The organism is Rhodococcus maanshanensis NBRC 100610 (assembly GCF_001894865.1).
GTDB classification, from domain to species: domain Bacteria; phylum Actinomycetota; class Actinomycetes; order Mycobacteriales; family Mycobacteriaceae; genus Rhodococcus_G; species Rhodococcus_G maanshanensis.
Genome location: NZ_BCXA01000037.1, coordinates 37,750 through 64,248, shown reverse-complemented (window position 1 = coordinate 64,248; position 26,499 = coordinate 37,750). Strand labels below are relative to the sequence as shown.

Annotated in this window: 25 protein-coding genes, 1 tRNA gene and 1 riboswitch; of the genes, 8 read left to right on the top strand and 18 right to left on the bottom strand. The window is 70.2% G+C overall.

Going from position 1 to position 26,499, the window contains the following annotated elements:
• Nucleotides 1-17: 17 nt before the first annotated feature.
• Entirely contained in the window at nt 18-992 is a 975-nt protein-coding gene (locus tag RM1_RS18330) for a helix-turn-helix transcriptional regulator (protein WP_072753157.1), read from the bottom strand.
• Between the two features lie 93 nt (nt 993-1,085).
• Here RM1_RS18330 and RM1_RS18325 point away from each other — a divergent pair, with 93 nt between their 5' ends.
• From RM1_RS18325 to RM1_RS18315, 3 genes are read left to right on the top strand one after another with little or no spacing between them, the layout of a single operon-like run.
• Nucleotides 1,086-1,499, top strand: a complete 414-nt coding sequence (locus tag RM1_RS18325; protein ID WP_072753156.1) for a VOC family protein — start codon at nt 1,086-1,088, stop codon at nt 1,497-1,499.
• Between the two features lies 1 nt (nt 1,500).
• Nucleotides 1,501-2,130 (top strand): YdeI/OmpD-associated family protein, encoded by a 630-nt coding sequence (locus RM1_RS18320; protein ID WP_092667896.1) that lies wholly within the window; start codon nt 1,501-1,503, stop codon nt 2,128-2,130.
• 12 nt (nt 2,131-2,142) lie between these two features.
• Nucleotides 2,143-3,135: an alpha/beta fold hydrolase gene (locus RM1_RS18315; RefSeq protein WP_072753155.1), complete on the top strand. Its 993-nt coding sequence runs from the start codon at nt 2,143-2,145 to the stop codon at nt 3,133-3,135.
• 64 nt (nt 3,136-3,199) lie between these two features.
• Here the strand turns inward: RM1_RS18315 and RM1_RS18310 are convergent, their stop codons facing one another.
• The 5 genes from RM1_RS18310 to RM1_RS18290 are packed head-to-tail and all read right to left on the bottom strand — an operon-like array spanning nt 3,200 to nt 8,951.
• On the bottom strand, nt 3,200-3,760 hold the full coding sequence (locus RM1_RS18310; protein WP_072753154.1) for a dihydrofolate reductase family protein: 561 nt from the start codon (nt 3,758-3,760) through the stop codon (nt 3,200-3,202).
• Between the two features lie 16 nt (nt 3,761-3,776).
• On the bottom strand, nt 3,777-4,376 hold the full coding sequence (locus RM1_RS18305) for a PepSY domain-containing protein (RefSeq protein WP_072753153.1): 600 nt from the start codon (nt 4,374-4,376) through the stop codon (nt 3,777-3,779).
• A 42-nt stretch (nt 4,377-4,418) separates the two neighbouring features.
• Nucleotides 4,419-5,390: an antibiotic biosynthesis monooxygenase gene (locus RM1_RS18300; protein ID WP_072753152.1), complete on the bottom strand. Its 972-nt coding sequence runs from the start codon at nt 5,388-5,390 to the stop codon at nt 4,419-4,421.
• Between the two features lie 10 nt (nt 5,391-5,400).
• Nucleotides 5,401-8,127, bottom strand: coding sequence for a molybdopterin-dependent oxidoreductase (locus RM1_RS18295; protein ID WP_072753151.1), 2,727 nt, complete (start codon nt 8,125-8,127; stop codon nt 5,401-5,403).
• Nucleotides 8,127-8,951 (bottom strand): FAD binding domain-containing protein, encoded by an 825-nt coding sequence (locus RM1_RS18290; protein WP_072753150.1) that lies wholly within the window; start codon nt 8,949-8,951, stop codon nt 8,127-8,129. The genes RM1_RS18295 and RM1_RS18290 overlap by 1 nt, the downstream gene beginning before the upstream one ends.
• 125 nt (nt 8,952-9,076) lie before the next feature.
• Between RM1_RS18290 and RM1_RS18285 the strand changes: the two genes are divergently transcribed.
• Together RM1_RS18285 and RM1_RS18280 are read left to right on the top strand one after the other, a co-directional pair.
• Nucleotides 9,077-9,151, top strand: a tRNA-Thr gene (locus tag RM1_RS18285).
• Between the two features lie 133 nt (nt 9,152-9,284).
• Nucleotides 9,285-10,532, top strand: coding sequence for a cation:proton antiporter (locus RM1_RS18280; RefSeq protein WP_072753149.1), 1,248 nt, complete (start codon nt 9,285-9,287; stop codon nt 10,530-10,532).
• Here the strand turns inward: RM1_RS18280 and RM1_RS18275 are convergent.
• On the bottom strand, nt 10,441-11,292 hold the full coding sequence (locus tag RM1_RS18275; RefSeq protein WP_245816444.1) for a pentapeptide repeat-containing protein: 852 nt from the start codon (nt 11,290-11,292) through the stop codon (nt 10,441-10,443). The genes RM1_RS18280 and RM1_RS18275 overlap by 92 nt on opposite strands.
• A gap of 116 nt (nt 11,293-11,408) precedes the next feature.
• On the bottom strand, nt 11,409-12,836 hold the full coding sequence (locus RM1_RS18270; RefSeq protein ID WP_072753148.1) for an amidase: 1,428 nt from the start codon (nt 12,834-12,836) through the stop codon (nt 11,409-11,411).
• Nucleotides 12,837-13,073: 237 nt separating this feature from the next.
• On the opposite strand from RM1_RS18270, the gene RM1_RS18265 reads away from it, so the two are divergent.
• Nucleotides 13,074-13,520 (top strand): DUF6632 domain-containing protein, encoded by a 447-nt coding sequence (locus tag RM1_RS18265; protein ID WP_072753147.1) that lies wholly within the window; start codon nt 13,074-13,076, stop codon nt 13,518-13,520.
• Nucleotides 13,521-13,702: 182 nt separating this feature from the next.
• Here RM1_RS18265 and RM1_RS18260 read toward each other — a convergent pair whose 3' ends face one another.
• The 7 genes from RM1_RS18260 to RM1_RS18230 all read right to left on the bottom strand — a co-directional run bounded on the left by RM1_RS18260 (nt 13,703) and on the right by RM1_RS18230 (nt 21,860).
• Complete coding sequence (locus RM1_RS18260) at nt 13,703-14,065, bottom strand: hypothetical protein (RefSeq protein WP_072753146.1); 363 nt, start codon at nt 14,063-14,065, stop codon at nt 13,703-13,705.
• Between the two features lie 149 nt (nt 14,066-14,214).
• A complete protein-coding gene (gene lon / locus RM1_RS18255) occupies nt 14,215-16,542 on the bottom strand; it encodes an endopeptidase La (protein ID WP_072753145.1) in 2,328 nt (775 codons plus the stop codon).
• Between the two features lie 152 nt (nt 16,543-16,694).
• The gene (locus tag RM1_RS18250) at nt 16,695-17,933 is read right to left on the bottom strand and encodes an APC family permease (RefSeq protein WP_245816441.1); all 1,239 of its coding nucleotides are present in this window, start codon (nt 17,931-17,933) and stop codon (nt 16,695-16,697) included.
• A gap of 54 nt (nt 17,934-17,987) precedes the next feature.
• A complete protein-coding gene (locus RM1_RS18245) occupies nt 17,988-18,800 on the bottom strand; it encodes an ABC transporter (RefSeq protein WP_072753144.1) in 813 nt (270 codons plus the stop codon).
• A gap of 58 nt (nt 18,801-18,858) precedes the next feature.
• The gene (locus RM1_RS18240; protein WP_072753143.1) at nt 18,859-19,173 is read right to left on the bottom strand and encodes a DMT family transporter; all 315 of its coding nucleotides are present in this window, start codon (nt 19,171-19,173) and stop codon (nt 18,859-18,861) included.
• A gap of 14 nt (nt 19,174-19,187) precedes the next feature.
• A riboswitch (guanidine-III (ykkC-III) riboswitch) is annotated at nt 19,188-19,250 on the bottom strand.
• 68 nt (nt 19,251-19,318) lie between these two features.
• Nucleotides 19,319-20,311 carry a GAF domain-containing protein gene (locus tag RM1_RS18235; RefSeq protein WP_072753142.1) on the bottom strand — a complete coding sequence of 331 codons (993 nt, stop codon included), beginning with the start codon at nt 20,309-20,311 and terminating at the stop codon, nt 19,319-19,321.
• 19 nt (nt 20,312-20,330) lie between these two features.
• Nucleotides 20,331-21,860 (bottom strand): cytochrome P450, encoded by a 1,530-nt coding sequence (locus tag RM1_RS18230; protein WP_083576814.1) that lies wholly within the window; start codon nt 21,858-21,860, stop codon nt 20,331-20,333.
• A gap of 389 nt (nt 21,861-22,249) precedes the next feature.
• Here RM1_RS18230 and RM1_RS18225 point away from each other — a divergent pair, with 389 nt between their 5' ends.
• Nucleotides 22,250-22,954 carry a response regulator transcription factor gene (locus tag RM1_RS18225; protein WP_027503455.1) on the top strand — a complete coding sequence of 235 codons (705 nt, stop codon included), beginning with the start codon at nt 22,250-22,252 and terminating at the stop codon, nt 22,952-22,954.
• A gap of 8 nt (nt 22,955-22,962) precedes the next feature.
• Nucleotides 22,963-24,372 (top strand): sensor histidine kinase, encoded by a 1,410-nt coding sequence (locus RM1_RS18220; RefSeq protein WP_072753165.1) that lies wholly within the window; start codon nt 22,963-22,965, stop codon nt 24,370-24,372.
• Between the two features lie 110 nt (nt 24,373-24,482).
• On the opposite strand, the gene RM1_RS18215 is transcribed toward RM1_RS18220, so the two are convergent.
• Genes RM1_RS18215 through RM1_RS18205 form a run of 3 tightly spaced genes read right to left on the bottom strand, consistent with a single transcriptional unit; the run spans nt 24,483 to nt 26,408 of the window.
• Nucleotides 24,483-24,908, bottom strand: a complete 426-nt coding sequence (locus tag RM1_RS18215) for an HIT family protein (protein ID WP_072753141.1) — start codon at nt 24,906-24,908, stop codon at nt 24,483-24,485.
• 7 nt (nt 24,909-24,915) lie between these two features.
• On the bottom strand, nt 24,916-25,539 hold the full coding sequence (locus RM1_RS18210) for a dihydrofolate reductase family protein (RefSeq protein WP_072753140.1): 624 nt from the start codon (nt 25,537-25,539) through the stop codon (nt 24,916-24,918).
• A 32-nt stretch (nt 25,540-25,571) separates the two neighbouring features.
• Nucleotides 25,572-26,408, bottom strand: a complete 837-nt coding sequence (locus tag RM1_RS18205) for an alpha/beta fold hydrolase (protein WP_072753139.1) — start codon at nt 26,406-26,408, stop codon at nt 25,572-25,574.
• Nucleotides 26,409-26,499 lie beyond the last annotated feature (91 nt).

Genomic DNA, 26,499 nt, shown 5'->3' with positions numbered 1-26,499 from the left:
AATCTGTGTGTGCTTGCCTACCCCTCGTCGCCGTGTACAGATCTCGCACCTCCGGCATAGCGACCGGCGAGCTCGATTCCGATGCGCGCCAACTCGTCCCGGACAGATCGCGGCTCCAGCACCTCGACGTCCGCGCCCCAGCCGGCGAGGTTGCGGGCGATGTCGAGCGGGGTCGGCGCGGCGAGGCGGACCCGGGTGCGGCCGTCGTCGGTCTCGCCATCGGTGTGGCAGTGCCTGCCGAAGTGGTCGCGCAGGATCCGCACGAACCGGGCCTCGATGAGCACCGTCGCCCAGGTAGCCCCGCGCCGCTCCTCCATCTTCCCGACCACCTGCTCCCATGCGGCGGCGAGTTCGAAGTCGTCGGGCCGGTCGGCGGGCCGATCGGTCGGCTCGGCCTCGGCGATCCGGTCCACCCGAAAGGTGCGCCGGCCGTGCTCGGTCCCGGCGATCAGGTACCAGGTGTCGTCCTTGTCGACCAGGCCCCACGGATCGACAAGGCGTTCGCTCCGCTCGCGGGCGCCGTTGACATAGGTCAGCCGGACCTTGCGCCTGCGGACCACGGCGGACTGCAGTTGGTCCACCATCGCCGGTCGGCGGCGGTCGCGCTCGCCCCAGCGGGTCGGGTCGATCATGGTGGCTCCCGCGGCGGCCTCGGCCTCGGCCCGAAACGTCTGGGGCAGAGCGCGTACGAGCTTGCGGAGCGCGGCCTTGGCCTCGCTCGAGACCGCCGCGGCGGGGCCGACGAGCAGGAACAGGGCCTGCGCCTCGTTGGACGACAGGCCGGACAGGTCCGTGCGGGCGCCGCCGACGAGCGCCCAGCCGCCACCGCGTCCGGGCTGCGGGTACACCGGGATCCCTGCCGCGGAGAGCGCCTCCAGGTCGCGGCGGGCGGTGGCGACGGACACCTCGAGCTCGTCGGCCAGTTCGGCGGCCGTCACCCGGCCGCGGGACTGCATGAGCAGGAGGGTGGCGACGAGTCGGTCTGCGCGCATGTTTTCAGTTTCCCCGTAAAAGTGCTCAGTTGGTGAGCACTTTGATCGGAATGATGGTTCTTGTCACCAACCGAATGAGGGAAGGAACCACCGATGTTGCGAGGACTCACCACCGTCAGCTTCTTCGCCGACGATGTCGCGGCCGCCAAGGACTGGTACACCGAAGTGCTCGGCATCCCGCCGTACTTCGCGCGTGAGATCGACGGGGCGACCGCATACGTCGAGTTCCGCGTCGGCGACTTCCAGCACGAGCTCGGCATCATCGACAGCCGGTTCGCGCCGCACGCCCGCACGGACGAGCCCGCGGGCCAGGTGACCTACTGGCACGTCGACGACGTCCAGGCGAGCTTCGATCGACTGCTCGCGCTGGGCGCCACCGTGCACGACAAGCCGACCGAGCGCGGGCCCGGGTTCGTCACCGCCTCCGTCGTCGACCCGTTCGGGAACATCCTCGGTGTCATGTACAACCAGCACTACCTCGACATCCTCGGCTCGAAGGAGGCGTGAGATGGCCGCCGTGAGCACCCCCGACGTGGCAACCTTCGCCCCGCGGACGATCGCCGACTGGCGCGACTGGCTGACGCGAAACGGCCAGTCCGAGAAGGAGATCTGGCTGATCATCCACCACAAGGACAGCGGCACGCCGAGCCCGCGCTACCACGAGGCCATCGAGCAGGCCCTCTGCTTCGGCTGGATCGACGGACTGCACCGCAAGCACGACGCGGACAGTTCCCGGCTCCGGTTCACCCCGCGCAATCGCCGCAGCACGTGGAGCCGGGTGAACCGGGAACGCGCGGCAAACATGATCGAGCTGGGCCACATGACCCCGCACGGCCAGGCCCTGATCGATGTCGCCAAGGCCACCGGGACCTGGCAGGTGGTGCCCGACGACGGCGCCGCGCTGCCCGACGACCTGCGGGAGCCGCTGCATCGTAACGGGGCCGCCCGCGCGAACTTCGAGGCCTTTCCGCCGTCCTCGAAGCGGCTGATCCTGGAGTGGATCGCGACGGCGAAGCGGCCGGAGACGCGGCAGCGCCGGATCGAGCGGGCGGTCGCGCTCGCGGCGGTGAACATCAGGGCCAATCACCCGGGGGTGCGGGTCGGCGACGGTGCCCTCCCGCAAAGCGTCGCGGTGTGACACGCTGATGTGATGCGCGCCAGTCCGGGCGGGCGACTCGCCGCCCTGCGGTTCGCGGCGGCCGTCCTCGGCGTCACGGCGTCGCTGATCGCGTGTGGCGGCGAGGAGGAGAACCCCGCGGGCAATACGGTGCCAACGGCGGACACGCCGCAGGCCGACATCGCCCGGACCTTCGACATCGGCGGTGGGCGGCAGATGTACCTGGAGTGCCGCGGCACCGGGTCCCCGACGGTGGTGCTGGTGCCCGGCGCCGTCGCCGCTGCGGACACCTGGAGCGAGGTCACCGATCGTTCCGGTGACATGGTGCCGAGCGGGTCAGCGGTGTATCCGGAGGTCGGCGCGTTCACCCGGGTCTGCTCTTACGACCGGCCAGGGACCGCCCGCACGGGCGACGAGTTCACCCCGTCCACACCGGTGTCCCAGCCGACCACCCCGGAGCGGGACGCCGCCGACCTGGGCGCGTTGTTGACCGCGGCCGAGGTGCCCGGTCCCTACGTGCTCGTCGGGTGGTCGTACGGGGGGCCGGTCGCGAGGGTGTACGCGGGCACCCACCCGGACGATACGGCCGGTCTGGTCCTGGTCGATGGCATGTCGGAGTATCTCGAGAGCGAGCTGACCCCCGCCGAGTTCTCGGTGTTCCTCCGAATGAACGAGCTGGACAACCAACGCCGCACCGCCCAGTGGGCGGATGTCGAACAGCTCGATCCCGCCGCGACCTTCGCACAGCTGCACGCCGCCCCGCCGGTTCCCGACGTGCCGGTCGTGGTGCTCAGCGGGGACACCTTCGACCCGGATGCCTTCCGCGCCCGCCTGCCCGCCGACGCACCCGCCGACTACCCGGAGGTGTTCTGGCGGGCGCAGCTGGCGTCGCAGGACAGCCTCGCTCTGCTGTTTGCCGGCGCGCAGCACATCACGAAGACGAACAGCGGCCACAACATCCACAACGAGTCGCCGCAACTGGTTGTCGACGCGATTCGCGACGTCGTGGCGGCGGCCGGCGGCTAGGTCGAAGCCGCATAGGACCGCATCATTGTTCGTCCTCGGCCGGCTCGAGAGCTGTCGTCCCCAGTCAGGCGGTGCCGTACCGCGAGTAGGTGATGCCACAGCGGAAGGCCTTCGCGTCGAGCAGTGCCAACTCCGGCAACTCGAACCCGTCGGGGAACAACCGGCGGCCCCGGCCCTGCACGACCGGGTACACGAACAACCGATACTCGTCGACGAGTCCTGCCTCGATCAGGGTGTGGCACAGCATGATGCTGCCGGTGACCACGATGTCCTTGCCCGGCTGCATCTTCAATGCGCGGACCTCCTCGGCGGGTTCGCCGGAGAGGACCGTCGAGTTCTGCCACTGCGGGTCGGTCATCGTCGAGGAGACGACGTACTTCTGAACTCGGTTGAGGTAGTCGGTGATCCCCGTGGGATCGTCGGGCTGCTTGGGCCAGTATCCGCGTAGGTCCTCGAAAGTGCGCCGACCCACCAGAAATCCGTCGGCCGCACGGTCTTGGCGGTGCAACTCCTCGAGCAGATCGGAATTGTCCACCCCGCCCTGACCTTGGGGATCGAACCAATCTCCCAACATCTCGATCGAGCCGTCGACGGTGATGTTCTGCGTGATTGCCAGCGTGCGCATCTCGGGTCCGCACCGATCAGTTGTCGGGTACGACCGCGCCACTGGCGGCGTCGACGTTCACGTCGTAGTCCCAGCCCTGGGTGTTGCGGATGTGGACGTGCCACACCGTCTTGCCGTCGTGCTGATTGGTTTCGGAGGAGACGATCGTGCCGCCGGGGACGGTCGCGAGGGCGGTCTGTTCGGCCTGTTCCTTGGTGACCGTCACCGCCGCGTTCGGTGCGCCGGTCATCGACGTGCGGTCGTCCGCGTCGTGATCCTCCTGGTCGCGATCCACCACCGCGCCGGTAGCTGCGTCGACGTCCACGTCGTAGTCCCAGCCCTGGGTGTTGCGAATGTGGACGTGCCACACCTGCGTGCCGTCGTGCTTGACGAGTTCGGAGGAGACGACCACCCCGCCGGGCACGGTCGCGAGGGCGGACTGTTCCGCCTTTTCCTTGCTGACCTGCGCCATCGCTGTGGTGCCCGTGGGCATCGACATGGACATGGGCATGGAGGTCGCCGCTGCGCTCGTCGTCGGGGTGGTGTCATCGTCGTTCGAGCCGCATCCCGCCACGAGCAGCGCCGAGGCGATGGCAAAGGGGATCAGGCTCGCGCGCCGTGCAGTCTTCGTGGTCATCGGTTGGTCCTCGATCCTGTTGAAGGGTGAACTCTCTCTGTTTCAGGGCAGCGTCCAGAACTGCCGCGTCACGAGATAGAAGACGACGACCCAGAAGGCCATCGCCCCGGCGACGACGGCGATCCCGCGCAGGTTCGACCTCAGCTCCAGCGCGTCAGGAGGTGGCCGCAACCAGCGCCCCAGCAGCCGGTTCACGTAGCGCGGCATGGTCACGAAGGTCATGGCGAAGCTGGACAACAGGTTCCCGACGAGCAGGCCAAGCCACAGCGGCATTTTCAGCGGGGCGAGCGCGAGGGCGATCAGGACGACGGTGGGATAGAGGCCGACCCAGACGGCTATGGAGGTCTTGACGTCCGAGGGTGGCGGCGCCTCGTTTCCCTTCTCGTCGAAGGCGAACCAGCTCCCGAACGAGTTGTCGACGGTGTGGGAGGAGAACTCGTGGAACTTCTCACCCTCCGCGAGCAGCTGCTGTCGCTTGGTCGAGGTGAGCCACGTGAAGAGGTTCGCTGCGTTGTCGTAGCGGTAGAGGGCGGTCCACTCGTCCTGCACGCCCTCGATGGGCCGGAAGAGTTCGGAGCCGCGAAAACCCTCGAACTTGCGCTCCGCCAACCGCATCCGGTCCTGCCACTCGATGAAGGCGTCGATGCTGTCGGGTCTCACGCGGTGCGTCACGACGACCGTCACGAGCTGATCGGTCGGGCGCGATCCACCGGTGATCACCTGTTGGGTTGCCGGGCCGTCGAGGTACTGCTGCCCCCGGTCGAGCCACCCCTGGCGGGTGGCGCTGTTGAGCCAGGCCTGCACGTTCGCGACGGAGTCGAACCGGTAGACCACCACCCAATCGGGCTGCACCGCGGTGGGCGCGGCGATCTGGGCACCGAGGAAGCCGGCGTACTGCGAGGCCGCGACGTTGATCTCCTCCTGCCAGGTCTTGAACGCCGCCTCGGATCCGGCACGCACCCGTTGGCCGATGATGACGGTCGCGGTGTCGCGGACGTGCTCCTCGGCCTCCACCGTCGCCTCCCTATGCGTGTACCGATGTGGCGCCGGTGCGCGACTCCACGATCCGGCGGTAGATGCGTTCGGGGGTGAGCGGCAGCTCCCGGAAGCGCACGCCCGTCGCGTCCTCGACGGCATTGGCCAGCGCAGGCGCCACCGGGTTGATGCAGCACTCCGCCATGCCCTTCGCGTGCATCGGCCCCACCGAGTCCGTCGACTCGACCAGCAGCACCTCGGTGCGGGGCACGTCGGCGTAGGTGGGGATGCGGTAGTTGCGCAGGTTCGGGTTGGTCATCACGCCGTCGCTGTCGACGTGGAAGTTCTCGGTCAACGCGAAGCCGATGCCCTGCGCGACACCGCCCTCGATCTGCCCGCGCACCTGCGCCGGGTTGATGATCACCCCGGCATCGGTTGCCTGCACGCTCCGCAGGATGCGGACCTCGCCGGTGACCCGGTGCACGGCGACCCGGAAGCCGTGGGTGTTGGACACGACGCTGCGCGGGGACCCGTACGCCTTGCGGGCGGCGGTGAACCGGATGCCGCGGGCACGCGCGGCCTCGACGAGCTCGGAGAGCGGCACCCGGACGCCGTCGCAGGCCACGGCGTCATCGTCCATCGCACAGGCCGCGACCTCGACCCCCGCGTGCGCGGCGGCGAAGGCGAGGATCCGGTCGCGCAGGGCGTTCGTCGCCCGCGCCACGGCGTTGCCGGCGACGGACAGGCCGGCGCTGGCGAACGCGCCGGTGTCGAAGCCCGTTCGGTCGGTGTCGGACTGGACCAGGCGTACCCGGGAGGGGGTGGTCCCGAGCTGGCTCGCCGCGATCTGCACGTGCGCTGTCGGGGTTCCCTCTCCGAATTCCACTGTGCCGACGGCGAGCTCGTAGATGCAGTCGCCGCCGAGCGTCGCCCACGCCTCCGAAATGTGATCGGTCGGCGGCGCGGTCTCGTGCAACGAGCTCGCGGTCCCGGTCCCGACGAGCCAGTCCCCGCCGGGTGGCGGCTCGGAGCCACCGCGGCGCAGAGCCTCGTCGACGAGGTCGATGCACCGCCCGACGCCGTCCTCGGCGAACACCACGTCGTCGGGTCCGTCCTCGAACGCGACGAGGGAGTCGCCGGGCCGCACGATGTTGCGGCGGCGCAGCTCGAGCGGATCCATGTCGAGCGCGATCGCCAACTCGCCCATGGCGGATTCGACCGCGAATGCGGGCTGGGTCATGCCGTAGCCGCGCAGCGCCCCGCTCGGCACGGTGTTGGTGTACACCGAGTAGCCGTCGAACTTCTTGTTCGGGCAGCGATAGAGCATGACCGCCGCTCCGCCGGCGAAAAGTGTTTCACCACCGTGGTTTCCGTAGGCGCCGGTATTCGAGACGTTGCGGACCTGCATTGCGGTGAGGGTGCCGTCGGACCGGGCGCCGAGCCGGACCGTGAGCCTCATCGGGTGCCGGGGCGAGGCGGTGGTGAATTCCTCCTCGCGGGTGTACTCGAAACAGACCGGCCGACCCGTGTCGAGGGTGGCGAGGGCGGCGAGGTCCTCGGAGATCACCTCCTGCTTGCCGCCGAACGCGCCGCCCACCCGCATGCAGAACACCCGCAGCTGGTCCGGGCGCAGGTCGAACAGGTGCGAGAGCTTGACCTTCGCGATGGACGGCGACTGCGAGCTGGTGCGCACGTGCAGGCGGCCGTCCGCCATCCACGCGATGGAGCCGTGCGTCTCCAGGTGCGCGTGCTGCACCCGCGGCGAGAAATAGGTGCCCTCGTGGATCACGTCGGCCTCGGCGAAGCCGGCCTCGACGTCGCCGACGTGCCCGTGCAGCTCGAGCAGGACGTTGTGCACCGGGTCCCGCACGAACGGATCGTCGGAGCCGTGCAGCTGCGGGGCGCCGTCGGCCATCGCCTCCTCCGGGTCGAACACGGCCGGCAGCGGCTCGTACTCCACCACCACCCGGCGGCAGCCCTCCTCGGCGGCGCCGACGGTGTCGGCCAGCACCGCGACCACCCGCTGGCCGACGAAGCGCACCGTGTCGTCGAGGATGTAGGTGTCGTCCGGGTCGACGAGGTGGTCGGTGTGGATGGCGGTGGTGAAGCGCTTGCGGGGGACGTCCTGCCAGGTGTAGACGCGGTGCACGCCGGGCACCGCGAGCGCCGCGGTCTTGTCGATGGAGACTATGCGGGCGTGCGCGTGCGGTGAGTGCAGCACCTTCAGGTGCAGCATGCCGTCGATGTCGGTGTCCATGGTGAACTCGGCGCGGCCGGTGACCACGTCGGTCGCGGCGGGGGTGCCGACGCTGGTTCCGACGGCCCGGCCGGGGGGCGCGACCTCGATGCCTGCGACCCCGTGCACGGCGTCCTCGATGGCCCGGTAGCCGGTGCATCGGCACAGGTTGCCCTTGAGCGCTCGGGGCAGGTCCTGCTTCTGGGCGTCGGTGAACGTCGCCGCCGTCATGATCATGCCCGCGGTGCAGAAGCCGCACTGGAAGCCGGGAGCGTCGCGGAAACCCCGCTGCACGGGGTGCAGGTCGTCGGGGGAGCCGAGGCCCTCGATCGTGGTCACCTCGCGGCCCTCCGCCCGGAACGCGGGGGTGATGCAACTGTGCACCGGATCGCCGTCGAGCCACACCGTGCAGGCGCCGCAATCACCTGCGTCGCAACCCTTCTTCACGCCGTGGTGGCCGAGGTCCCGCAGATGGGTCCGCAGACACTGGCCGGGGCGGGGCTCCCCGTCGAAGGTCTTGCCGTTGACGGTGTAGGTCATCACAGGTCTCCCGACTCGAACTCGACGCGGATCTCCTCGGCGAAGTGCCGCGCGAGGTGGTGCCGGTGCTCGGGGGTGCCGTTCGGGTCGTCGAACCAGATGTCGTCCGGGAGGGTGTCGATGTGTCCGCGCAGGGTCTCGGCGTCGGGGAGGGCGGCGAACGTCAGGCGCACCGGACGTGTGGTGCCCGCGGTGATGGTGAGAGCCAGGTCGGCGGTGCCGGGCGTCTGGGTGGCGATCATGAACACGGTCGAGCGCCCCAGTCGGGTGAGGGTGAAGCGGCGGTGGGTGTGGCGTTTGCGCAGCGCGGAGGCCGGGATGTCGATGCGGCGCAGGACCTCGCCTGGCACCAGCACGTTGCGGTGGTCGCCGGTGACGAACTCGGCCGCGTCGATCGTGCGCTGCGATCCGTCGGGTGCCCACAGCGTGTAGGTCGCCTCGAGCGCGACGGTCATGGTGATCATCGGTCCCGCGGGCAGCGACATGCAGATGTTGCCGCCCACCGTCGCCGAGTTCCACACCTTGAACGAGGCCAGGAACGCCTCGCAGCTCGTTCTCAGCAGCGGGGCCGCACGCCAATCAATCTGCGGCGCAAGATCATACAGATCGCGAACGGTGCAGGTCGCGCCGATCTCGAGGCCGGACTCGCTCGGGACGAGGGCATCCCATCCGAGTGTTGTGAGATCCACCAGACGGCGCAGTTCGGGCTGTGGGACGGAGAACAGCCACGTCCCCCCGGCCAGCCAGGCATCGCCCTCGCGCCACTCTGCGCCGGGGCGGTCGGGTGGTCGCCGCACGACATCGCTGATGGTGTTGAGATCCATGGGACCGCTCCCGTCAGGGAATGTGTCGTGCCAAACATACGCCGACCGGGTCGGCGCGGGTCGGCGTTTGAGGCACCGGGAACCCGTCTCCCGCGAGCGGCCGATATGATGGGCGCGCTTTGTCCGCCTCCTTAGCTCAGTGGTAGAGCACTCGCCTTGTAAGCGAAAGGTCGTCAGTTCAATCCTGACAGGGGGCTCCACGGGATCCGGCGTCTACCAGCAGATACAGCTGTTAGGCGCCGGATTGCTCGTTTTCTGGACCCGGGGTCGGTGTCGCGTCCGATACTGGACGAGACCTGGCAGCCCGGCGACGTGGAGTAGGGCGGTGGCGGCATGACATGGGCGCTACCCGCGATCGCCGGGGTCCTGCTCGTCTTCGCGGCGCTGTCCCGGCGGGTCGAGGGCACCCCGATCACGGCTCCGATCGTCTTCACCGCCGCCGGACTCCTGTTCGGGGGAGAGGCCGCGGGACTGATCGATGTGGACGCCACCGCCGAGACGGTGAAGTTGCTCGCCGAGGTGACGCTCGCGCTGGTGTTGTTCTCCGACGCCGCCCGGGTGGACCTGTCCGCGCTCCGCACCGAGATCTCCCTGCCTGCCCGGCTCCTCGGTATCGGCCTGCCGCTGACCATCGCGGCGGGTTTCGGCGCCGCGGTGGTCGTGCTCGGCGACCTCGCCTGGCCCGAGGCGCTGCTGCTCGCGGTGATTCTCGCCCCCACCGACGCCGCGCTCGGGCAGGCCGTGGTGACCCTCCGGACCCTGCCGCTGCGGGTGCGGCAGGGCCTGAACGTCGAGAGCGGGCTCAACGACGGCATCTGCGTGCCGCTCTTCCTCGTCGTGCTGGCCATCGCGCAGGCGGAAGCGGGTGCGATCGGCGGCGGTGCCGCGGTCCGGCTGGTCACCGAGCAGATCGGGTTCGGCATCGCGGCGGGCGTCGGGGCGGGCGCGATCGCCGCCGCGATGCTGGCCCTCGCACGCCGTCGCGACACGATCGACCCGTTGTGGGCGCAGATCGTCCCCGTGGCGGCGGCCGTGCTCGCCTACACCGTGGCCGTGCCACTGGGCGGCTCGGGCTTCATCGCCGCGTTCGTCGGCGGACTGACCTTCGGCGCGATCCGTCGCCGCGGCGGGGGCGGGGAGGAGGGGGCGCGCCTGCTCGACGAGGCAGGCGACCTGTTCAGCGCCGTCACTTTCGTCGTCTTCGGTGCCGTGCTACTCGGCCCCGCCCTCGGGCACCTGTCCTTGGCCGTGCTCGGCTACGCGGCGCTGAGCCTGACCGTCGTCCGGATGGTCCCCGTCGCGCTGTCGCTGGTCGGCACGCACCCGCGCGCGCCGACCGTCGCGTTCCTCGGCTGGTTCGGTCCGCGCGGACTCGCCACGATCGTCTTCGTCATCCTCATCCTCGAGGAGCCGGGGCAACTGCCGCACGAGGATCTGCTCCTGACGGCGGCGGTGATCACGATCGGGGCGTCGGTGCTGGCCCACGGGCTCAGCGCGGCGCCGCTGGCCGACCGTTATGCCGTCTGGTCCCGCCGCCACCCGCTCGGCGAGGACGACCTCGTGCGGCCCGGGGAGCCGTGAGAACTTCCGAATCGCTCCAGTGCGGTGGCGTCGCCAGCGCGCCGGGCAGGCGGGTGGTCGCGTCGCCCTTCGCGGCATTGATCTGGAACTGGGTCAGGAAGATGCTGTCGGTCAGGTCCGCGCCCCGGAGATCCGCTCCCCGGAAGTCGGCGCCGATGAGATCGGACGACCGCAGGTCGGCCTTTCGCAGGTCCGCGCCGATCAGGTACGCCCCCCGCAGGTTCGCCCCCCGCAGGTTCGCGCCGCACAGCTTGGCGCCGATGAGGTCGGCGCCCCGGTGTTCACGCTTGCGGCCCGGCACCGCCCCGCGAACCAGCTCGCTGACCCGGAGCAGCAGCACATTCACCTCCTGGCGGTGGCGATCGACGTCGATCCCGGCCACCGACGCGGCGTCGCCGTCGGTCAGCTCCACCGTCCGGTCCCAGGCGTCGCGGAGTTCCGCGTGCACCGGTGCCGCGGCCGCGGTCGTCAGCGACTCGTTCAGGTACCAGAGCAGCTCGTGGAGTTGCCGCATGATCGGGAAGACCTCGAACATCGCGTCGGCCCCGGCCGGGTCCCGCCGCCAGTCGCGCCCACCGAAGGTCTGCTGGGACACCTTCTGCCCGGCGCCGAAGCAGTCGTAGACGGTGCAGCCCGTGAACCCCCGGTGTCGGAGGTCGGTGTGGATCCCGCACCGGAAGTCGTCCAGGAGGTTCGTGCACGGCCGGCCTGCGGACTTGTCGACCGCGAAGTCCGCGGACTTGGCGAAGGGCAGCGCCACGCAGCACAGCGCGAAGCAATTGCCGCAGTCGGCGTTCAGGCTCGGGGCGGTCGGGGTGGGGAGCTGGGCGGCAGGCACGGCAGGCGATCTCTCGGTCGGGTGATGGCCCGGGAAGTCTAGTTCCCGCGCGGGGGCGCCCATCCGCCGAACGCGCGTTCCAGCTCGAGCGCGGCGGCGATCGTGAGGTGGTCGTTGCCCATCCCACCGACGATCTGGACGCCGAGCGGCAGCCCGGCCGAGCCCAGCCCGAGCGGCGCCTGCGTGACCGGCAACCCGGCGAGGCTGAACGGGGCGACGGCGTTGGTCCGCCACGGCTGGCCGGTGGACGCGCCGTGTCGCGGCGCGACCGCGGGCATCGTCGGATGCAGCAGCAGCCCGTCCCCGACGAGCGCCGTCACCTCGTCCGCCACCGTGTGGGCGGCGGCGGCCAGCCTCCGCACCAGCCGCTGGGGCAGCAGCTTCTCGAGCACCTCGCCGATCACCAGCGAACGCATCGGCGCGGTGTGCCGGCCCCGCAACGCGACCAGTTCGGGCAGCGACAGGGGATGGGCGCCCTGGCCGCGCATGATCTCCGCGAAGCTGATGCCCGTCTCCTCGGCCAGGACGATGGTGGTGAACAGGCCGATCTGGCGCAGCGAGGTCATCGTGACGTGCTCGACCTTCGCGCCCGCCTCCTCCAGTGCGGCGGCGGCGCGGTCCCGCGCGCGCAGCATCTCGCGACCGGCGCCCGGCAGGAACGCGTCGTCGACGAGGGTCACCCGGACACCGGCCAGCGAGGTCGCCGCGGGGTCGCGCAGCGGTACCTCCCGCACGAGGGGGTCGACGCCGTCGGGTCCAGCCATGATCTCCAGCAGGGGCATCAGGTCCTGGGCGCGGCGCGCCAGCGGGCCGTTCGCGCACATCCGCGCGACCCCGTAGGGCGGGGGCCAGGATCCGGTGACGGGTAGGAGGCCGGTCGAGGGCCGGTGCCCGAAGACCCCGTTGCAGAACGCCGGGATCCGAATCGACCCAAGCGTGTCGGTGGCGATCCCGATCGGGGACCCGCCGCTGCCGATGGCGGCACCCTCACCGCCGGAGGAGCCGCCCGCGCTGCGCCGACGGTCGTAGGCGTTGTTGGTGCGCCCGTAGACCCGGTTGTTGCTCTCGATCCACATGCAGCCCTCTGACGTGTTCGTCAGGCCGAGCACGATCGCGCCCGCGTCGAGGACGCGCTGCACCACGGGCGCGTGCGCGGCCGGGCGGATGTGTTTGCGCGCAACGACTCCCGCGGTGTTGGGCATGCCGGCGACGGCGAGCGACTCCTTGACGGTCACGGGGACACCCGCGAGCGGCGGGAGCGCGTCCGGTCCTTCCGCGGACAGCCGCGCATCGACGTCGTCCGCCTCCCGTCGGGCCGCCTCGTACCGCTCGACCACCACCGCGTTCAGCGACGGGTTGACCCGCTCGAGCACCGCGATGTGCGCCTCGACCACCTCGCGCGAACTGAGCGAACCCGCCCGGATCGAGCCCGCCAGCGCGACGGCCGATTCCTCGGTGATCTCCACGTACCCCCCTGATACTGCACTTTCGACGAGCCCGGCCGGCTCGTGCGTGACAGTTTGACATGACATGTCAATGTGCATCGAGGCGGTGGGACCGGATACGCGAAAGACGATTGGAGTTCCGGCACGGAAATGGTCCAGTGGCAGTCGCGACGCGCGAGCGATACCGTGATTCTTAGTTTCGCCTCGGAGATTCTGGAAACGGAACCCGCTTGGAGCCATATTCCTTGGAGTGATCCCATGGAGCGCGCAACGGCCTACTCATTCACCTACAGACTCCTTCAGATCGCGCTCGTGGTCTTCGGCGCGGTGATGGTTCTTCTCTATCCGTTGGCGGTGGTGTGGCCATCGGGGTGGGCGTGGCATTCCGGTGCGCCCTACCAATCCGACTACTTCATGATGATCGTCGGCCTGTACGTGACGTTGGGCGTATTCCTGTGGAACGCGGCTCGACGGCCCGAGGACAATCTCAGCCTGATCTGGTTCACCGTGTGTTCCAGCGTCGTCCACGCCGCAATAATGGCGGTGCAGTCCTTCGGCAGCGGCGACCACATGGGACATCTGTGGGGAGATGTCCTGGCGCTGCTCCTCGCGGCCATCGTGCTGGCGGTCCTCGTACTGTCATCCGGGCTCAAGCAACGTCCTCCGGACCGACTCGCAAACCACGTGGTCGATGATCAGATCTGAGTTGCCACGCGGCGGCACTCTCCCCGAACTTGGAGGTCGCTGGAGAATCTGGGGCACAACTGATTTCAGTCAGTGGTTGTGGAAGCGCCGGTAGGTGATCGTCGGCCGCCGTTGAGTTGGCAAAACGCTCGGCCGGGGTGTCCCAGCCGAGCGTTCAGCGTTCTCGTCACCGTGGGGAGCGGTCAGCACTCGCCCTTGATGCCGGCGTCCACGCCGCGCTGGAAGTCCTTCTGGTCCTGCTCGGACTTGGTGGCCCAGTCCGGCGCGGCCTTCGCGAGGTTGGCGAACTCGGTGCCGATGGCCTCCGGCGTGCTGCCCTCGCCGGTGATGCCGGCGTCCTTCAGGGTCTTGATGTACTCGCGGATCCCGTTGCAGGTGTCGTGGTAGATGTCGCCGGTCGGCTGCGGCGACTCGCCGATCGCCAGCTCCTCGACCGTGCTGGCGGCGGCGGAGTCGCTCGTCTTCTCCTCGGTGTCAGAGCTGCAGCCGACGAGGAAGAAGGGCACGGCGGCGGCCGCGACGGCGGCGATCAGGGTTCGTTTCATGCCCGTATCAGTACCAGACGATCGGGCCGGCTCCGACAGCGCACTCCCGTTCCGGCCGATCCCGGATCCGTTGTCCCACAAGAGCTCGGCGCCATCACTCCCGTGCGGGATCCGTACCCCGATCGGGGTACGGATCCCGCACGGTGCGGCTACGCCGCCTGGACCGACTGCTCCTCGGCGGACGTGATGGCCGACCGCAGTAGGTCCGCGACGTCGGACACCAAGCGCACCTCGACGGACTCGAGGACGTCCGCGGGGACGTCGTCCAGGTCCGGCTCGTTGCGGGCGGGCAGGAACACCGTGCTCAGTCCCGCCCGCTGCGCCGCCAGCAGCTTCTGCTTTGCGCCGCCGATCGGCAGCACCCGCCCGTTCAGCGTGACCTCGCCGGTCATGCCGACGTCCGACCGCACCGGGCGGCCGAGGGCGAGGGACACCAGCGCCGTCACCATCGTCACCCCGGCGGACGGCCCGTCCTTGGGCACCGCCCCCGCGGGCACGTGGATGTGGATGCTCCGGTCCAGGGTGGCCGGGTCGACACCCAGCTCCGCCGCGTGCGCGCGGACATAGGACAGCGCGATCTGCGCCGACTCCTTCATCACGTCGCCGAGCTGCCCGGTCAGGGTCAGCCCCGCCTTGCCGTCGGTGGCGTTCGCCTCGATGAACAGCACGTCGCCGCCGAGCCCGGTGACGGCCAGCCCGGTCGATACGCCGGGAACCGAGGTCCGCTCGTGCGCCTCGGGGGTGAAGCGCGGCCGGCCGAGCAGGTCCTTGAGCTCGTCGACCCCGATCACCACCCGCTCGGGGGCGGCGACGCCCGCGAGCCGGGTCGCGGCCTTGCGGAGCGCCTTCGCCAGCAGCCGTTCGAGCTGACGGACCCCGGCCTCCCTCGTGTAGTCGGCCGCGAGCTCGCGCAGCGCGTCCTCGGTCACCTCGACCTCGTCCGCGGTGAGTGCCGCGCGTTCGAGCTGACGCGGCACCAGGAAGTCCCGCGCGATCGCCACCTTGTCGTCGGCGGTGTAGCCGTCGACGGTGACGAGCTCCATGCGGTCCAGCAGGGCGGCCGGGATCGACTCCACCACGTTGGCCGTCCCGATGAACACCACGTCGGACAGGTCGAGGTCGAGATCGAGGTAGTGGTCGCGGAACGTGTGGTTCTGCGCCGGGTCCAGCACCTCGAGCAGGGCCGCCGCGGGGTCGCCGCGGTAGTCCGAGCCGACCTTGTCGATCTCGTCGAGCAGCACGACCGGGTTCATCGAGCCGGCCTCGTTGATCGCGCGGACGATCCGTCCCGGCAGCGCGCCCACGTAGGTGCGCCGGTGCCCGCGGATCTCCGCCTCGTCGCGGACGCCGCCGAGCGCGACGCGAACGAACTTGCGCCCCAACGCCCGTGCGACGCTCTCGCCCAGCGAGGTCTTGCCGACGCCGGGCGGACCGGCGAGCACCATGACCGCGCCCGAGCCGCGGCCGCCGACGACCTCGAGGCCCCGCTCCGCGCGGCGCGCGCGGACCGCCAGGTACTCCACGATCCGGTCCTTGACCTCCTCCAGGCCGTGGTGGTCGGCGTCGAGCACCGCACGGGCGGCCACGACGTCGGTGCTGTCCGTGGTGCGGACCGTCCAGGGGAGTTCGAGCACCGTGTCGAGCCAGGTACGGATCCAGCCGGACTCGGGGCTCTGGTCGCCCGCCCGCTCCAGTCGACCGACCTCGCGTAATGCGGCCTCCCGCACGGAATCCGGCAGGTCGGCACCCTCGACGCGGGAGCGGTAGTCGTCGGCCCCGTCCGCCTCGCCCTCGCCGAGCTCTTTGCGGATCGCGGCGAGTTGCTGCCGCAGCAGGAACTCGCGCTGGCTCTTCTCCAGGCCCTCGCGGACGTCGTCGCCGATCTTGTCGGCCACCTCGACCTCGGCGAGATGCTCCTTCGTCCAGTCGATCAGCACGGTCAGGCGCTCTGTCGCCGAGGGGGTTTCGAGGAGCTGCCGCTTCTGCAGGTCGGTCAGGTAGGGGGCGTAACCGGCGGTGTCGGCGATCGCCGAGGGGTCGGTGAGCCGGTTGACAGAATCGATGACCTGCCAGGCCTCGCGGCGCTGTAGGACCGCGACCACCAGGTTCTTGTACTCGTGGGAGAGTTCGGTGGTCCGGCCGTCGGGGGCGTGGTCCTCGACGAGCTCGGCCTCGACCCACAGCGCGGCGCCGGGCCCGGTGACGCCGGTGCCGATGCGGGCGCGTCTGCCTGCCTTGAGAACCGCGGCAGGCGCCCCGCCGCTGAGCCTGCCGATCTGTTCGATGGAGGCGACCACGCCGAACGCCGCGTATCGGTCCTCGAGGCGTGGGGCGAGCAGCACGCGGCCGTCGCTGCTGCTGCGGGCCGCGTCGATGGCGGCCTGTGCCGGTTCGTCGAGCTCGATGGGGACGACCATTCCTGGCAGCACCACCGGTTCCGCCACGAACAGCACGGGAAGACGTTCGGTTGTTGTCATGACCCTGCCCTTCTGAAGTTGAGCGTGTGATGCTCAACCTCGCCGGTCGGGGGTCTGTTCCCGCCGGTGGGGCGTTTCGCTGTGGGCGGATATCGCGACGGAGCGTGCGCGAAAGGAGGGTTGAGTCGCCCTGTGTTCTCTGATGGACGGGGTCACGAGGCGGTGCCGCGCCGTCTGGCCACGTACACCAGCGCACCCGCGCCGAGCACGGCCAGTCCGCCGAGCACGGAGGCGACGGGCAGCGCGAACCCCAGCGTCACACAGCCGAGCGCACCGAGGATCGGGATCCCCGGCCACGCCCTGCCCTCCTCGCGGGTCAGCGTCAGCGCCGCGCAGTTCGCGATCAGGTAGTAGGCGAGCACGGCGAACGAGGAGAACCCGATCGCGTGCCGCAGGTCCGCGACCGCGGCGAGCACCGCGACGACCGCACCCACCAGCAACTCCGCGCGGTGCGGCACGCCGAAGCGTGGGTGCACGGCGGCCAGCCCACGCGGCAGGTGGCCGTCGCGCGCCATGGCCAGGGTGGTGCGCGAGACCCCGAGGATCAGCGCGAGCAGGGAGCCGAGCGCGGCGAGCACCGCACCGACCCGGACCAGCGGCTCCAGCTCGGGCGCGCCCGCGGCGCGTACCACCTGCGCCAGCGGATCGGCCGCCGTCGCCAGCCCGTGCGGGCCAAGGGTTTTCAGCGCCGCCGCCGCGACAAGGGTGTACACGACCAGCGTGATGCCCAGCGCGACGGGGATGGCCAGCCCGATGGTGCGGCGCGGGTCGCGCACCTCCTCGCCGAGGGTGGCGATCCGGGCGTACCCGGCGAACGCGAAGAACAGCAGCCCCGCGGCCTGCAGTACGCCAAGGGCGCCGCCCGCGCCGCCGTCCGCCCAGCGGCTCGGCTCCGCGGAACCCAGGCCGACGACGACAACGACCGCCAGCACGGTGAGCACCACCGCGACCAGGGCCCGGGTCAGCAGCGCCGACTTCTGCACTCCCACATAGTTGACCGCGGTCAGCGCGAGGACCGAGGCCACCGCGACGGCATGCGCGTGCTCGGGCCAGGCATAGGCCCCGACGGTCAGGGCGATGGCGGCGCAGGACGCCGTCTTGCCGATCACGAATCCCCAGCCGGCCAGGTATCCCCAGAACTCGCCGAGCCGCTCGCGGCCGTACACATAGGTCCCGCCCGAGCTCGGGTACCGGGCCGCGAGGCGGGCAGAGGAGGTGGCGTTGCAGTAGGCGACGACCCCGGCGACGGCCAGCGCGAGGGGCAGCGCCGTCCCGGCGGCCTGCGCGGCCGGGGCGAGGGTGGCGAAGATCCCGGCCCCGATCATCGAGCCGAGGCCGATCAGCACGCTGTCGCGGACCCCGAGCGTGCGGGCGAGTTCGGGCACCGTCACACCGTATGGGCGGATTCGGCGCGGTGCCACCGGAAACCGGTTGCCGCGCGGCGGCTAGCTGTATTCGGTGCCGTTGCCCTTGCCGCCCTTGAGCCAGCGCCCGGGCAGTCGGCCTGCGAGGTCGCCGAGCGGGCCGACCGCTGCGCTGAGGACACCGACCGTCTCGCGGAGCAGTTCGATGCTGTCGCCCATCTTCTCGAGGTTGGGTGCCAGGGACGCCAGCGTCTCGGAGAGGCTGACGATCTGGTCGAGCGGGCCGCCGTCCGCGATGATCCGCTCGAGCGCGCCGTCCTTGGCCAGCAGCGTCTCGAGGATGCCGCCTTCCTCGATCGCGCGGTCGATGAGTCCGCCTTCACGGGTGAGGGTTTCGAGTGGTCCGGCGGTGGCGGTGAGGCGTTCGAGCGGTCCCTCCTCAGCGGTGAGCCGGTCGAGCAGCCCGCCGGGGGCGAGCAGGCGTTCCACCGGTCCGTCCACGTCGAGCAGTCGGTCGACGGGGCCGCCGGTCGCGAGCACCCGCTCGAGGGGCCCGCCCGGTTCGATGATCCGTTCCAGGGTGCCGCCGGGTGCGGTGAGCCGGTCGACCACGCCGCCCGGTTCGAGGAGTCGGTCCAGCGGTCCGCCGGGGCGCATCGCCTGGCCGAGTGGCCTCTGGTCCGAGGCGAGTTCGGCTACCTGTTGCAGCAGTTTCAGCGGTCCGGAGGGGTTGGCCGCGGCGAACCCGCCCAGGCTCGCCGCCGCCCCGGGGGAGGTCGAGGCTGCGAGCATGACGCGGGCGGCCCCGAGCGCGGTTTCGGCAACTCCCAGCGCCGAGTCGGTGATCGCGAGGCTGGCCCGCACCGGAAGTGTGACCATCGCCACCAGGTTCATGGGATTACTGTAACCCTGAGGTGACGGGCAACACGCCCGGTCCGGGCGCGGCGGGCCGTCAGTGCAGGACCTTGAGTCCGATCACGCAGCCGACGATGCCGAGGATCAGCAGGATCTTCACGATCGACGACGACTCGGAGCCGGTGAGCATCGCGTAGGCGACCGTGAGGGACGCGCCGATACCGACCCACACCGCATACGAGGTGCCGATGGGGAGGGTGCGCATCGCGTAGGCGAGTCCGCCCATGCTGATCACGAGGGCGACGCCGAAGATGATCGACGGGTTGAGCTTCGAGAAACCCTCGGACTTGCCGAGGGCGGTGGCCCAGACGGCCTCGAAGATGCCGGAAATGACGAGCACAATCCATGCCATGGTGTGATTCTCCCAAGGCACCGTCTTGTCGCTGGCCGGGTACGGTGCTGCTCGTCCGGGTGTCATGTTGACGTCTTTACCGTAGCAAACGAAGCGCCCCGGTCGCGGGTGTGTTCGGTCACCCTCGGCCCGCAGTTCGCAAGCGCTAGCTCGGCGGCACCCGCGAGATCTGAACGATCGCAAGGCGATTGCCCAGGCCGCCCGGATACGGGGAGATGCGCAGGCTGGACAGCGCCCACTCGTCCTCCCCGGTCCGAAGCCGGGCCACCGCCTCGACGGGCTCGACGGACCCGGCATCGAACCGCCTGCGGGCCAGTTCCAGTACGCCCTGATCGTCCGGGTGGATGATCCTGTCGCCGCCCTCGATGCCGCGCCAGTGCACCCACGGGGCGGCCTCCGCCAACCACATGGTCAGCACCCCCAGTTCGGTCTCGAACAGCGCGGTGTAGATCCCGGCCCCCCGCATCACCTCTTGCATGCCGAGCTCGGCGAGCGTCGGCCTGCGCGGCTCGACCGTGTCGGTGACGTCGTGCCAGAGCAGGCGCAGGCCCGCCTGCCCCGGCTCGGTCCTGGCCCGCGCCCAGCAGTGCCACCGCATGATCCGGCCGTCGACGTGCAGCACGCTCATGTCGGCGTCCCATCTGCCGCCCGGCTGCGGGTTGAAGGCCAGTGCGAACAGCGATTCCGACTCGTCGAACTTGACCGCCTTGGCGTAATACTCGGCAGGCGTCCGCTCGGTCACGTGATCCTCCGGCCGGACCCCGGACATCATCGAGGCCTCGAGCGTCTGCGCGATCATCAGGCGCTCGAGCAACCAGGAGATCCCGGAGGCGATCCGCGGCGGGGACGGCTCGACGTCGGCGTCCCCGATCCACAGCTGGACGCCGTGGGTGTCGCCGGACGGACCGAGGACCGGGAAGGCCTCGAGGTGATACCGCCTGCGTTCGCCCCGCTGGCTCTGTGCCTCGAGGACTTCTCGACGTCGGCCGGACCGCACGGCCTCGACGAGCGGCTCGACCCGGACGTCGGGGCGGGGCGACAGCCGGCCGGTGGAGGTCCACGCGCGCACGGTTCCGCCGGTGCTGACCACGGTCGGCGAGTCCTCGGCCAACGTCTCGATCAGGTGCCATTCGTTCACGGTGTGTCGACGCTCCCGGTCATCTCGATCGGACCAGGAGGGTGAAGCCGCGTGGCTTGAGGGTGACCGCCTCCTGGATGTCGAGCGTGTACGTAGGATCGCCGGTGAATTCGTACCGCCGCAGCAGTTCCGCCAGCGTCAGCACGGCTTCGTGGAGCGCGAACTGGCGTCCGATACAGGAACGGGGGCCGGTCCCGAACGGCCGGTACGCGTCGCGGGGCCGCTTGCGGACCTGGTCCGGTAGGAACCGGTCAGGGTCGAAGCTCTCGGTGTCGTTGCCCCACACCGGGTCCCGATGCAGCTGTGGCAGCAGCACGAACACCCAGGACCCCAGCGGCATCGGGTACCGGCCGCCGAGCATCGTGTCCTTTCGGACCTTGCGGAAGTAGCCCGGCGCGGCGGGCCACAGGCGAAGGGTCTCGTCGACCACCCGGCGCAGGTATCGCAGCTTCCCGATCTGATCGAAGGAGAGCGGGCCGTCGCCGGGGGCAACGGCATCGATCTCCGCACGGGCGGCGGCGGCGATCTCCGGGTGCTGCGCCAGGTAATAGAGGGCGAATCCGAGTGTCCCCGCCGTGGTCTCGTTGCCCGCGACCAGGAAGGTGAGTACCTGGTTGCGGATGTTCACCGGGTCGAGGGATTCCCCGCTGGCCGGGTCGACGGTGCCCAGCATCAGGTCGAGGAGGTCGTCGTGGCCACCCGGCTGACGGCTTCGCTCCGCGATCACGTCGTCGACGACCGAGCGCATCAGGGCGATGTCGGCCTCGTGCTGCGCGGCGGCCTTCCTGCCGAACAGCTTTCGGACGAACGGCAGGTCGTTCGAGGTACGGTTGATGTGGGCCAGTGCCCGTGACATGGCCGTCACGAACGGGTCCTCTGACACTGGTCGCTCCGCGGGCTCCGCTCCTGTGTCTTCTGGTCGCTCCGCGGGCTCCGCTCCTGCCGATTTCGTGAACGAGCCGAAGTCGTATCCGAACCCGGCCAGTCCGATCACGTCGAGGGTGAGCCGGTTCATGTCCCGGGAGACATCGACCGGGTCGCCGGTGGCCGCGGCGCTATCCCAGGCCGACCGGAGGCCGTCGAGGGCTCGGAGCATCGAACCGTGATAGCTCCGCAGAGCGGACTGGCTGAAGCCTGGGGCCAGGATGTTGTGTGCCTTGGCCCAGTTCGGCTCGTTGTTGAATGCGGTGAACAGTCCGTCTTCCGCGATGCCGCGGAGTTTGCGGATCGGCTGGCCGAGAGACTTCGCCCAGGTCGATTCGTCGTTGACCTCCGACACCAGCTCGACCCCCGAGACGACCACGAGGCGCTGGCCGACGATCTTGCGCTCGAAGATCGGGCCCAGTTCGGCGGCCATCCGCATTTCCTTCTGCACGGGCTTGGCCGGGTCGACGCTCAGCAGATCGCCCAGCACCGGTAGCCGGTGGCGGGGCGTCGGGATGACGGCTGCAGGTCCCGCAGGCGTGGTCGGCGCCGGATCGGTCGCAGGCGACGGCCCGGCGATGGCGTGCGGGCACTTGTCTGCGGTCACACCCAGAGTCTGCCGCATCGCCTGGCGCGCCGATCCGCGGTGTCGGCGGGTGCGCGCGGGTGGGTCGTCCGCCGGGCGAATCCCATGTGGGACCGCCCGGCGGGCGCCTCGCGATCCGGACCCCTCGAGAATGCGTGAAGCATCCGATTTCCGGATCGAGTCGGAGGACGGCACGAAGGGGACGCCGGACGGCGTGCGTCCGGTGCTGTGACCGTCGAGGTCGGCATGGCCCCTGAGGATCAGGTGAGCCACACCGTGAGTGCTGCATCCGGTTCCGACGTCGACAGGAACCGGGGAACCCCCGGAGGGGCGCAGGAGAACTCTAGCGCACGGGTACCCGAGCGACTCACAGGAAGTTCACAGCCGATGGTCAGACTCCTGGCAGCGATCACGAACATGATGGGGGAGTGAGCGCCACCAGAACCGAGGCCAGGGTGTTGGTCGTCGACGACGAACCCACCATCGTCGAACTGCTGTCGGTGAGCCTACGGTTCCAGGGCTTCGAGGTGGAGACCGCCGCCACCGGGCCGGAGGCCCTCGACAGAGCGCGCGGTTTCCGCCCGGACGCGGTGATCCTGGACGTGATGATGCCCGGCATGGACGGCTTCGGGCTGCTGCGCAGGCTGCGGGCCGACGGCGTCGACGCGCCGGTGCTGTTCCTCACCGCGCGGGACGCGGTGGAGGACAAGGTCGCCGGGCTCACCCTCGGCGCCGACGACTACGTCACCAAACCGTTCAGCCTGGAGGAGGTGGTGGCCCGGCTGCGGGTGATCCTGCGGCGGGCGGCGGGCGGCGGGCCGTCCGCGGAGTCCGCACGAATCCGGTTCGCGGACCTCGAGCTCGACGACGACACCCATGAGGTGTGGAAGGCGGGCGAGCCGGTCTCGTTGTCGCCGACCGAGTTCACGCTGCTGCGCTACTTCATGGTCAATGCCGGGGTGGTGCTGAGCAAGCCGCGGATCCTCGACCATGTGTGGCACTACGACTTCGGCGGCGAGGTCGGGGTGGTCGAGTCGTACGTGTCGTATCTGCGGCGCAAGGTCGATACCGGGGACCGGCGGCTGATCCACACGCTGCGTGGGGTCGGCTACGTGATGCGCGAGCCCAGATAGCCGTGCCGATGCCCCGGATACACCGGATACCACTGCGGTTCACCCTGGTGGCCGCGGTGCTCGTGCTGTCCGCGGTCGGACTGCTGGCGTCGGGTGTTGCGGTGACCTCGGCGCTGGAGAACACGCTGATGGACCGCACCGATGCCATGCTGCACGACGCGGCGCACGGCTGGGCCCGGCCGCGGGCGGACCGTCCGCTGCCCCCGCCCCCGACCGAGCCGGGTCCGTCCCGCCCGCCGACGCAGTTCTATGTCCGGGCACAGCCCCCAGGAGGGGAGCCCCGGGTGGTGATCAACGACGGGCCCGGCGCACCGGACCTGCCCGCGGACCCGGGACCGGGCCCGATCACCGTCGGCTCGATCGGCGACCCCGACGAGCACTGGCGTGCGCTGACCACCACCGGCCCAGGCGGCACCGTCACCGTGGCCGTCAGCCTCTCCGATGTCGACGCGATCGTCGACCGGCTCGTCATCCTGCAGCTCGGCATCGGCGCCGCGGTGCTGATCGCCCTCGGGGTCGCGGGCTACGTCGTGGTGCGGCGCAGCCTGCGCCCGCTGGTCGAGGTGGAGCACACGGCCGCGGCCATCGCGGCGGGCGACCTGCACAGCCGGGTCCCCGAATACGGTGGCAGGACCGAGGTCGGCCGGCTGTCGGCGGCCCTCAACGGGATGCTCGCCCAGATCCAGACCGCGTTCGCCGCCACCGAGGCCTCCGAGGAATCGGCCCGCCGGTCCGAGCAGAAGATGCGCCGCTTCGTCGCCGACGCCAGCCACGAGCTGCGGACCCCGCTGACCACCATCCGCGGGTTCGCCGAGCTGTACCGGCAGGGCGCGATGACCGACACCGGGCTGCTGATGTCGCGGATCGAGGGCGAGGCCGCCCGGATGGGTCTGCTGGTCGAGGACCTGCTGATGCTGGCCCGGCTCGACGCGCAGCGCCCGCTCGAGCGCGCGCCGGTGGACCTGCTCACGGTCGCATCGGACGCGGTCCACGACGCCAGAGCCGTTGCCCCGCAACGCGAGATCGGGCTCGAGGTGCTCGGCGGGCCCGGGCAGGCCGAGGTGCTCGGGGACGAGGCGCGGTTGCGCCAGGTGCTAGGCAACCTGGTGGGCAACGCGCTCAGCCACACCCCGGCCGACGCCGCGGTCACCGTCCGGGTCGGGACCGAGGGGCCGGATGCCGTGCTGGAGGTCGCCGACACCGGGCCAGGACTGGACGCGGAGGCGAAAGAGCGGGTCTTCGAGCGGTTCTACCGCGCGGACACCTCGCGCACCCGCGAGTCCGGCGGCAGCGGACTCGGCCTGTCCATCGTGTCGGCGCTGGTCGCCGCGCACGGCGGCACGGTCACGGTGGAGTCGCCGGAGGGCGGCGGCGCGGTGTTCCGGGTGCTGCTGCCCCGGGTCGAGCGACCCGACTAGCCCACCCGTCCGACGGCGGCCGGGTGCGGCCCCGCCGAGTGTGCACCTGCCGGCGCAAACGTCGAGTGGGCGCGCGCACAGGTGCACACTCGGCGGAACCCGCGGCGGCGTCAGTCCGGGACGTTCGCCCCGTGGCCGAGCTCGCGCAGCGTCTCCTTGATGGTGGCCTGGGCCTCGTCGAGGGACTCCGGCGACGGGTTCGGGTCGGCGCCCGAGATGTTGAAGTCGCCGAGGCTGAACGCGGGGAAGACGTGCAGGTGCAGATGCGGCACCTCCAGCCCGGCGATCAGCAGTCCGGCGCGCGGGGCGTCGAAGCCCTTGCGGACCGCCTGCCCGATGATCTGCGCGACCTTCGTGCATTTGGCGAGCACCTCGCCGTCGAGGTCCTGCCACTGGTCGATCTCGGCGCGCGGGACCACCAGCGTGTGGCCCTTGGTGATCGGGTTGATGGTGAGGAACGCGACGACCTCGTCGTCCTCCCAGACGAACCGGCCGGGGAGGTCGCCGGCGATGATCATGCTGAAGACGGATGCCATGCCGCGATTATGCCGGGTGAGCCGTTTCGGCGGCGAGATGCACTTTGGCGTCGTCGTAGCTTGCGGAGCCCGTGGCATCGGCGGAGGCGTAGATCAGGTGCAGCACCCCGGTGGTGAACGTCTGGGCCGAAACGAGGCGCAGGGGGATCGGCGTGCCCTCCTCGAACAGCCGCTTGCCGCTGCGCAGCGCGATGGGGTGCACGAGCAGATGCAGTTCGTCGATCAGCCCCGCTGCCAGCAGCTGCTGGACGACAGAGGGGGAGCCGCTCATGGCGATACTCGTCGCGCCCGGTCGCCGCTTGAGCTCGGTGACGGCTTCCACCAGATCGCCCTCGAGCTGTTCGGAATTGCGCCAGGTGAATTCGAGATCCTGCCGGGAGACGACGATCTTGCGGGCGTCGCCGAGGGCCTTGGCCATGCCGGCGTCCTCGCCGCCCGCGGCTTCCCGCTCCGGCCAGGCCCCGGCGAAGCTGTCGTAGGTCTCGCGGCCGAGCAGCAGGGTGTCGGCCGACGCGAGCTGTGCGCCGACGGCCGCGCCCATCTCGTCGTTGAAGTAGGGGAAGTGCCAGTCCTGAGGTTCTCCGACGACGCCGTCGAGCGAGATGAACAGGCCTGCGGTGATCTGGCGCATGGGGTGCTCCCGATAGGTGTTGTGGGGTGGCTTCAGGCGACGTACTGGTCTGTACCGGTGAGGAATTCACCGGCCGGCGGGGTGAGCAGTGCAATGTTCGGGTTGTGGCTCAGCTTGGCCAGTTTCACGTGCTGAGCGTTGGGCAGCACGGCGGTGATCGCGCGTGCGGCGGTGCGCAGCAGATCGCCGCTCTTTCCTCCGGAGATGACCAGGGTCGGCACGGTGATGCCGGACCAGTCCGCCGCGCGCAGCGGTTCGCCGCGCATGTAGTCGCTCATGACGGCCCAGTCGTGGGCTGCCGCAGGAGCTGTTGCCTTCAGGTTCTTCCAGAACGGCGTGAATCGCATGACGGCGACGAAGGGGCGTGGCATGCCCATGGCGTGGGTCATGTAGAACTTCACGACCTCGCCGCGGCGGTCCTCGGCAATCAGCTTGTGCAGCGTCACATCGAGATTCGCGGAGGGAACGAAGTTCTCGTGGTTCACGACGAACGGCGGCTCGAAGGCGATCACCTTGGTGATGCCGGGCGCCCGGCCCGAGGCGGCGGCCAGCAGGGCGAGTCCCGCTCCGGAGGACCAGCCGAACAGTGCGGCGGACCCGCCGGTCGCCTCGACCAGCGCGGCGATGTCGTCGATCTCGTTCTCGACGTCGTACACGCCCGGCGAATCGCTGCTGTCGCCCCGGCCGCGACGGTCGTAGTTGATCACGGTGAGGTGGTATTCATCGGCCAGCTTCTGGGCCAGCTCCACCATCTTGGGGAACTTGCGGTAGCTGAATGCGCCACCGACGAGAATCACGGTTCCGGCATCGCCGCCGACATATCGGTCGAACGCGAGCGTGATACCGGCTGGGGTGGTGATGGATTCCATGATCCGAGACCTTTCGTCAAATTCTGTCGGCACCGTGCGGTGGGTTCAGCAATGGAGACGGCGGTCGGCGCCCGTATTCATCGGTTCGGCG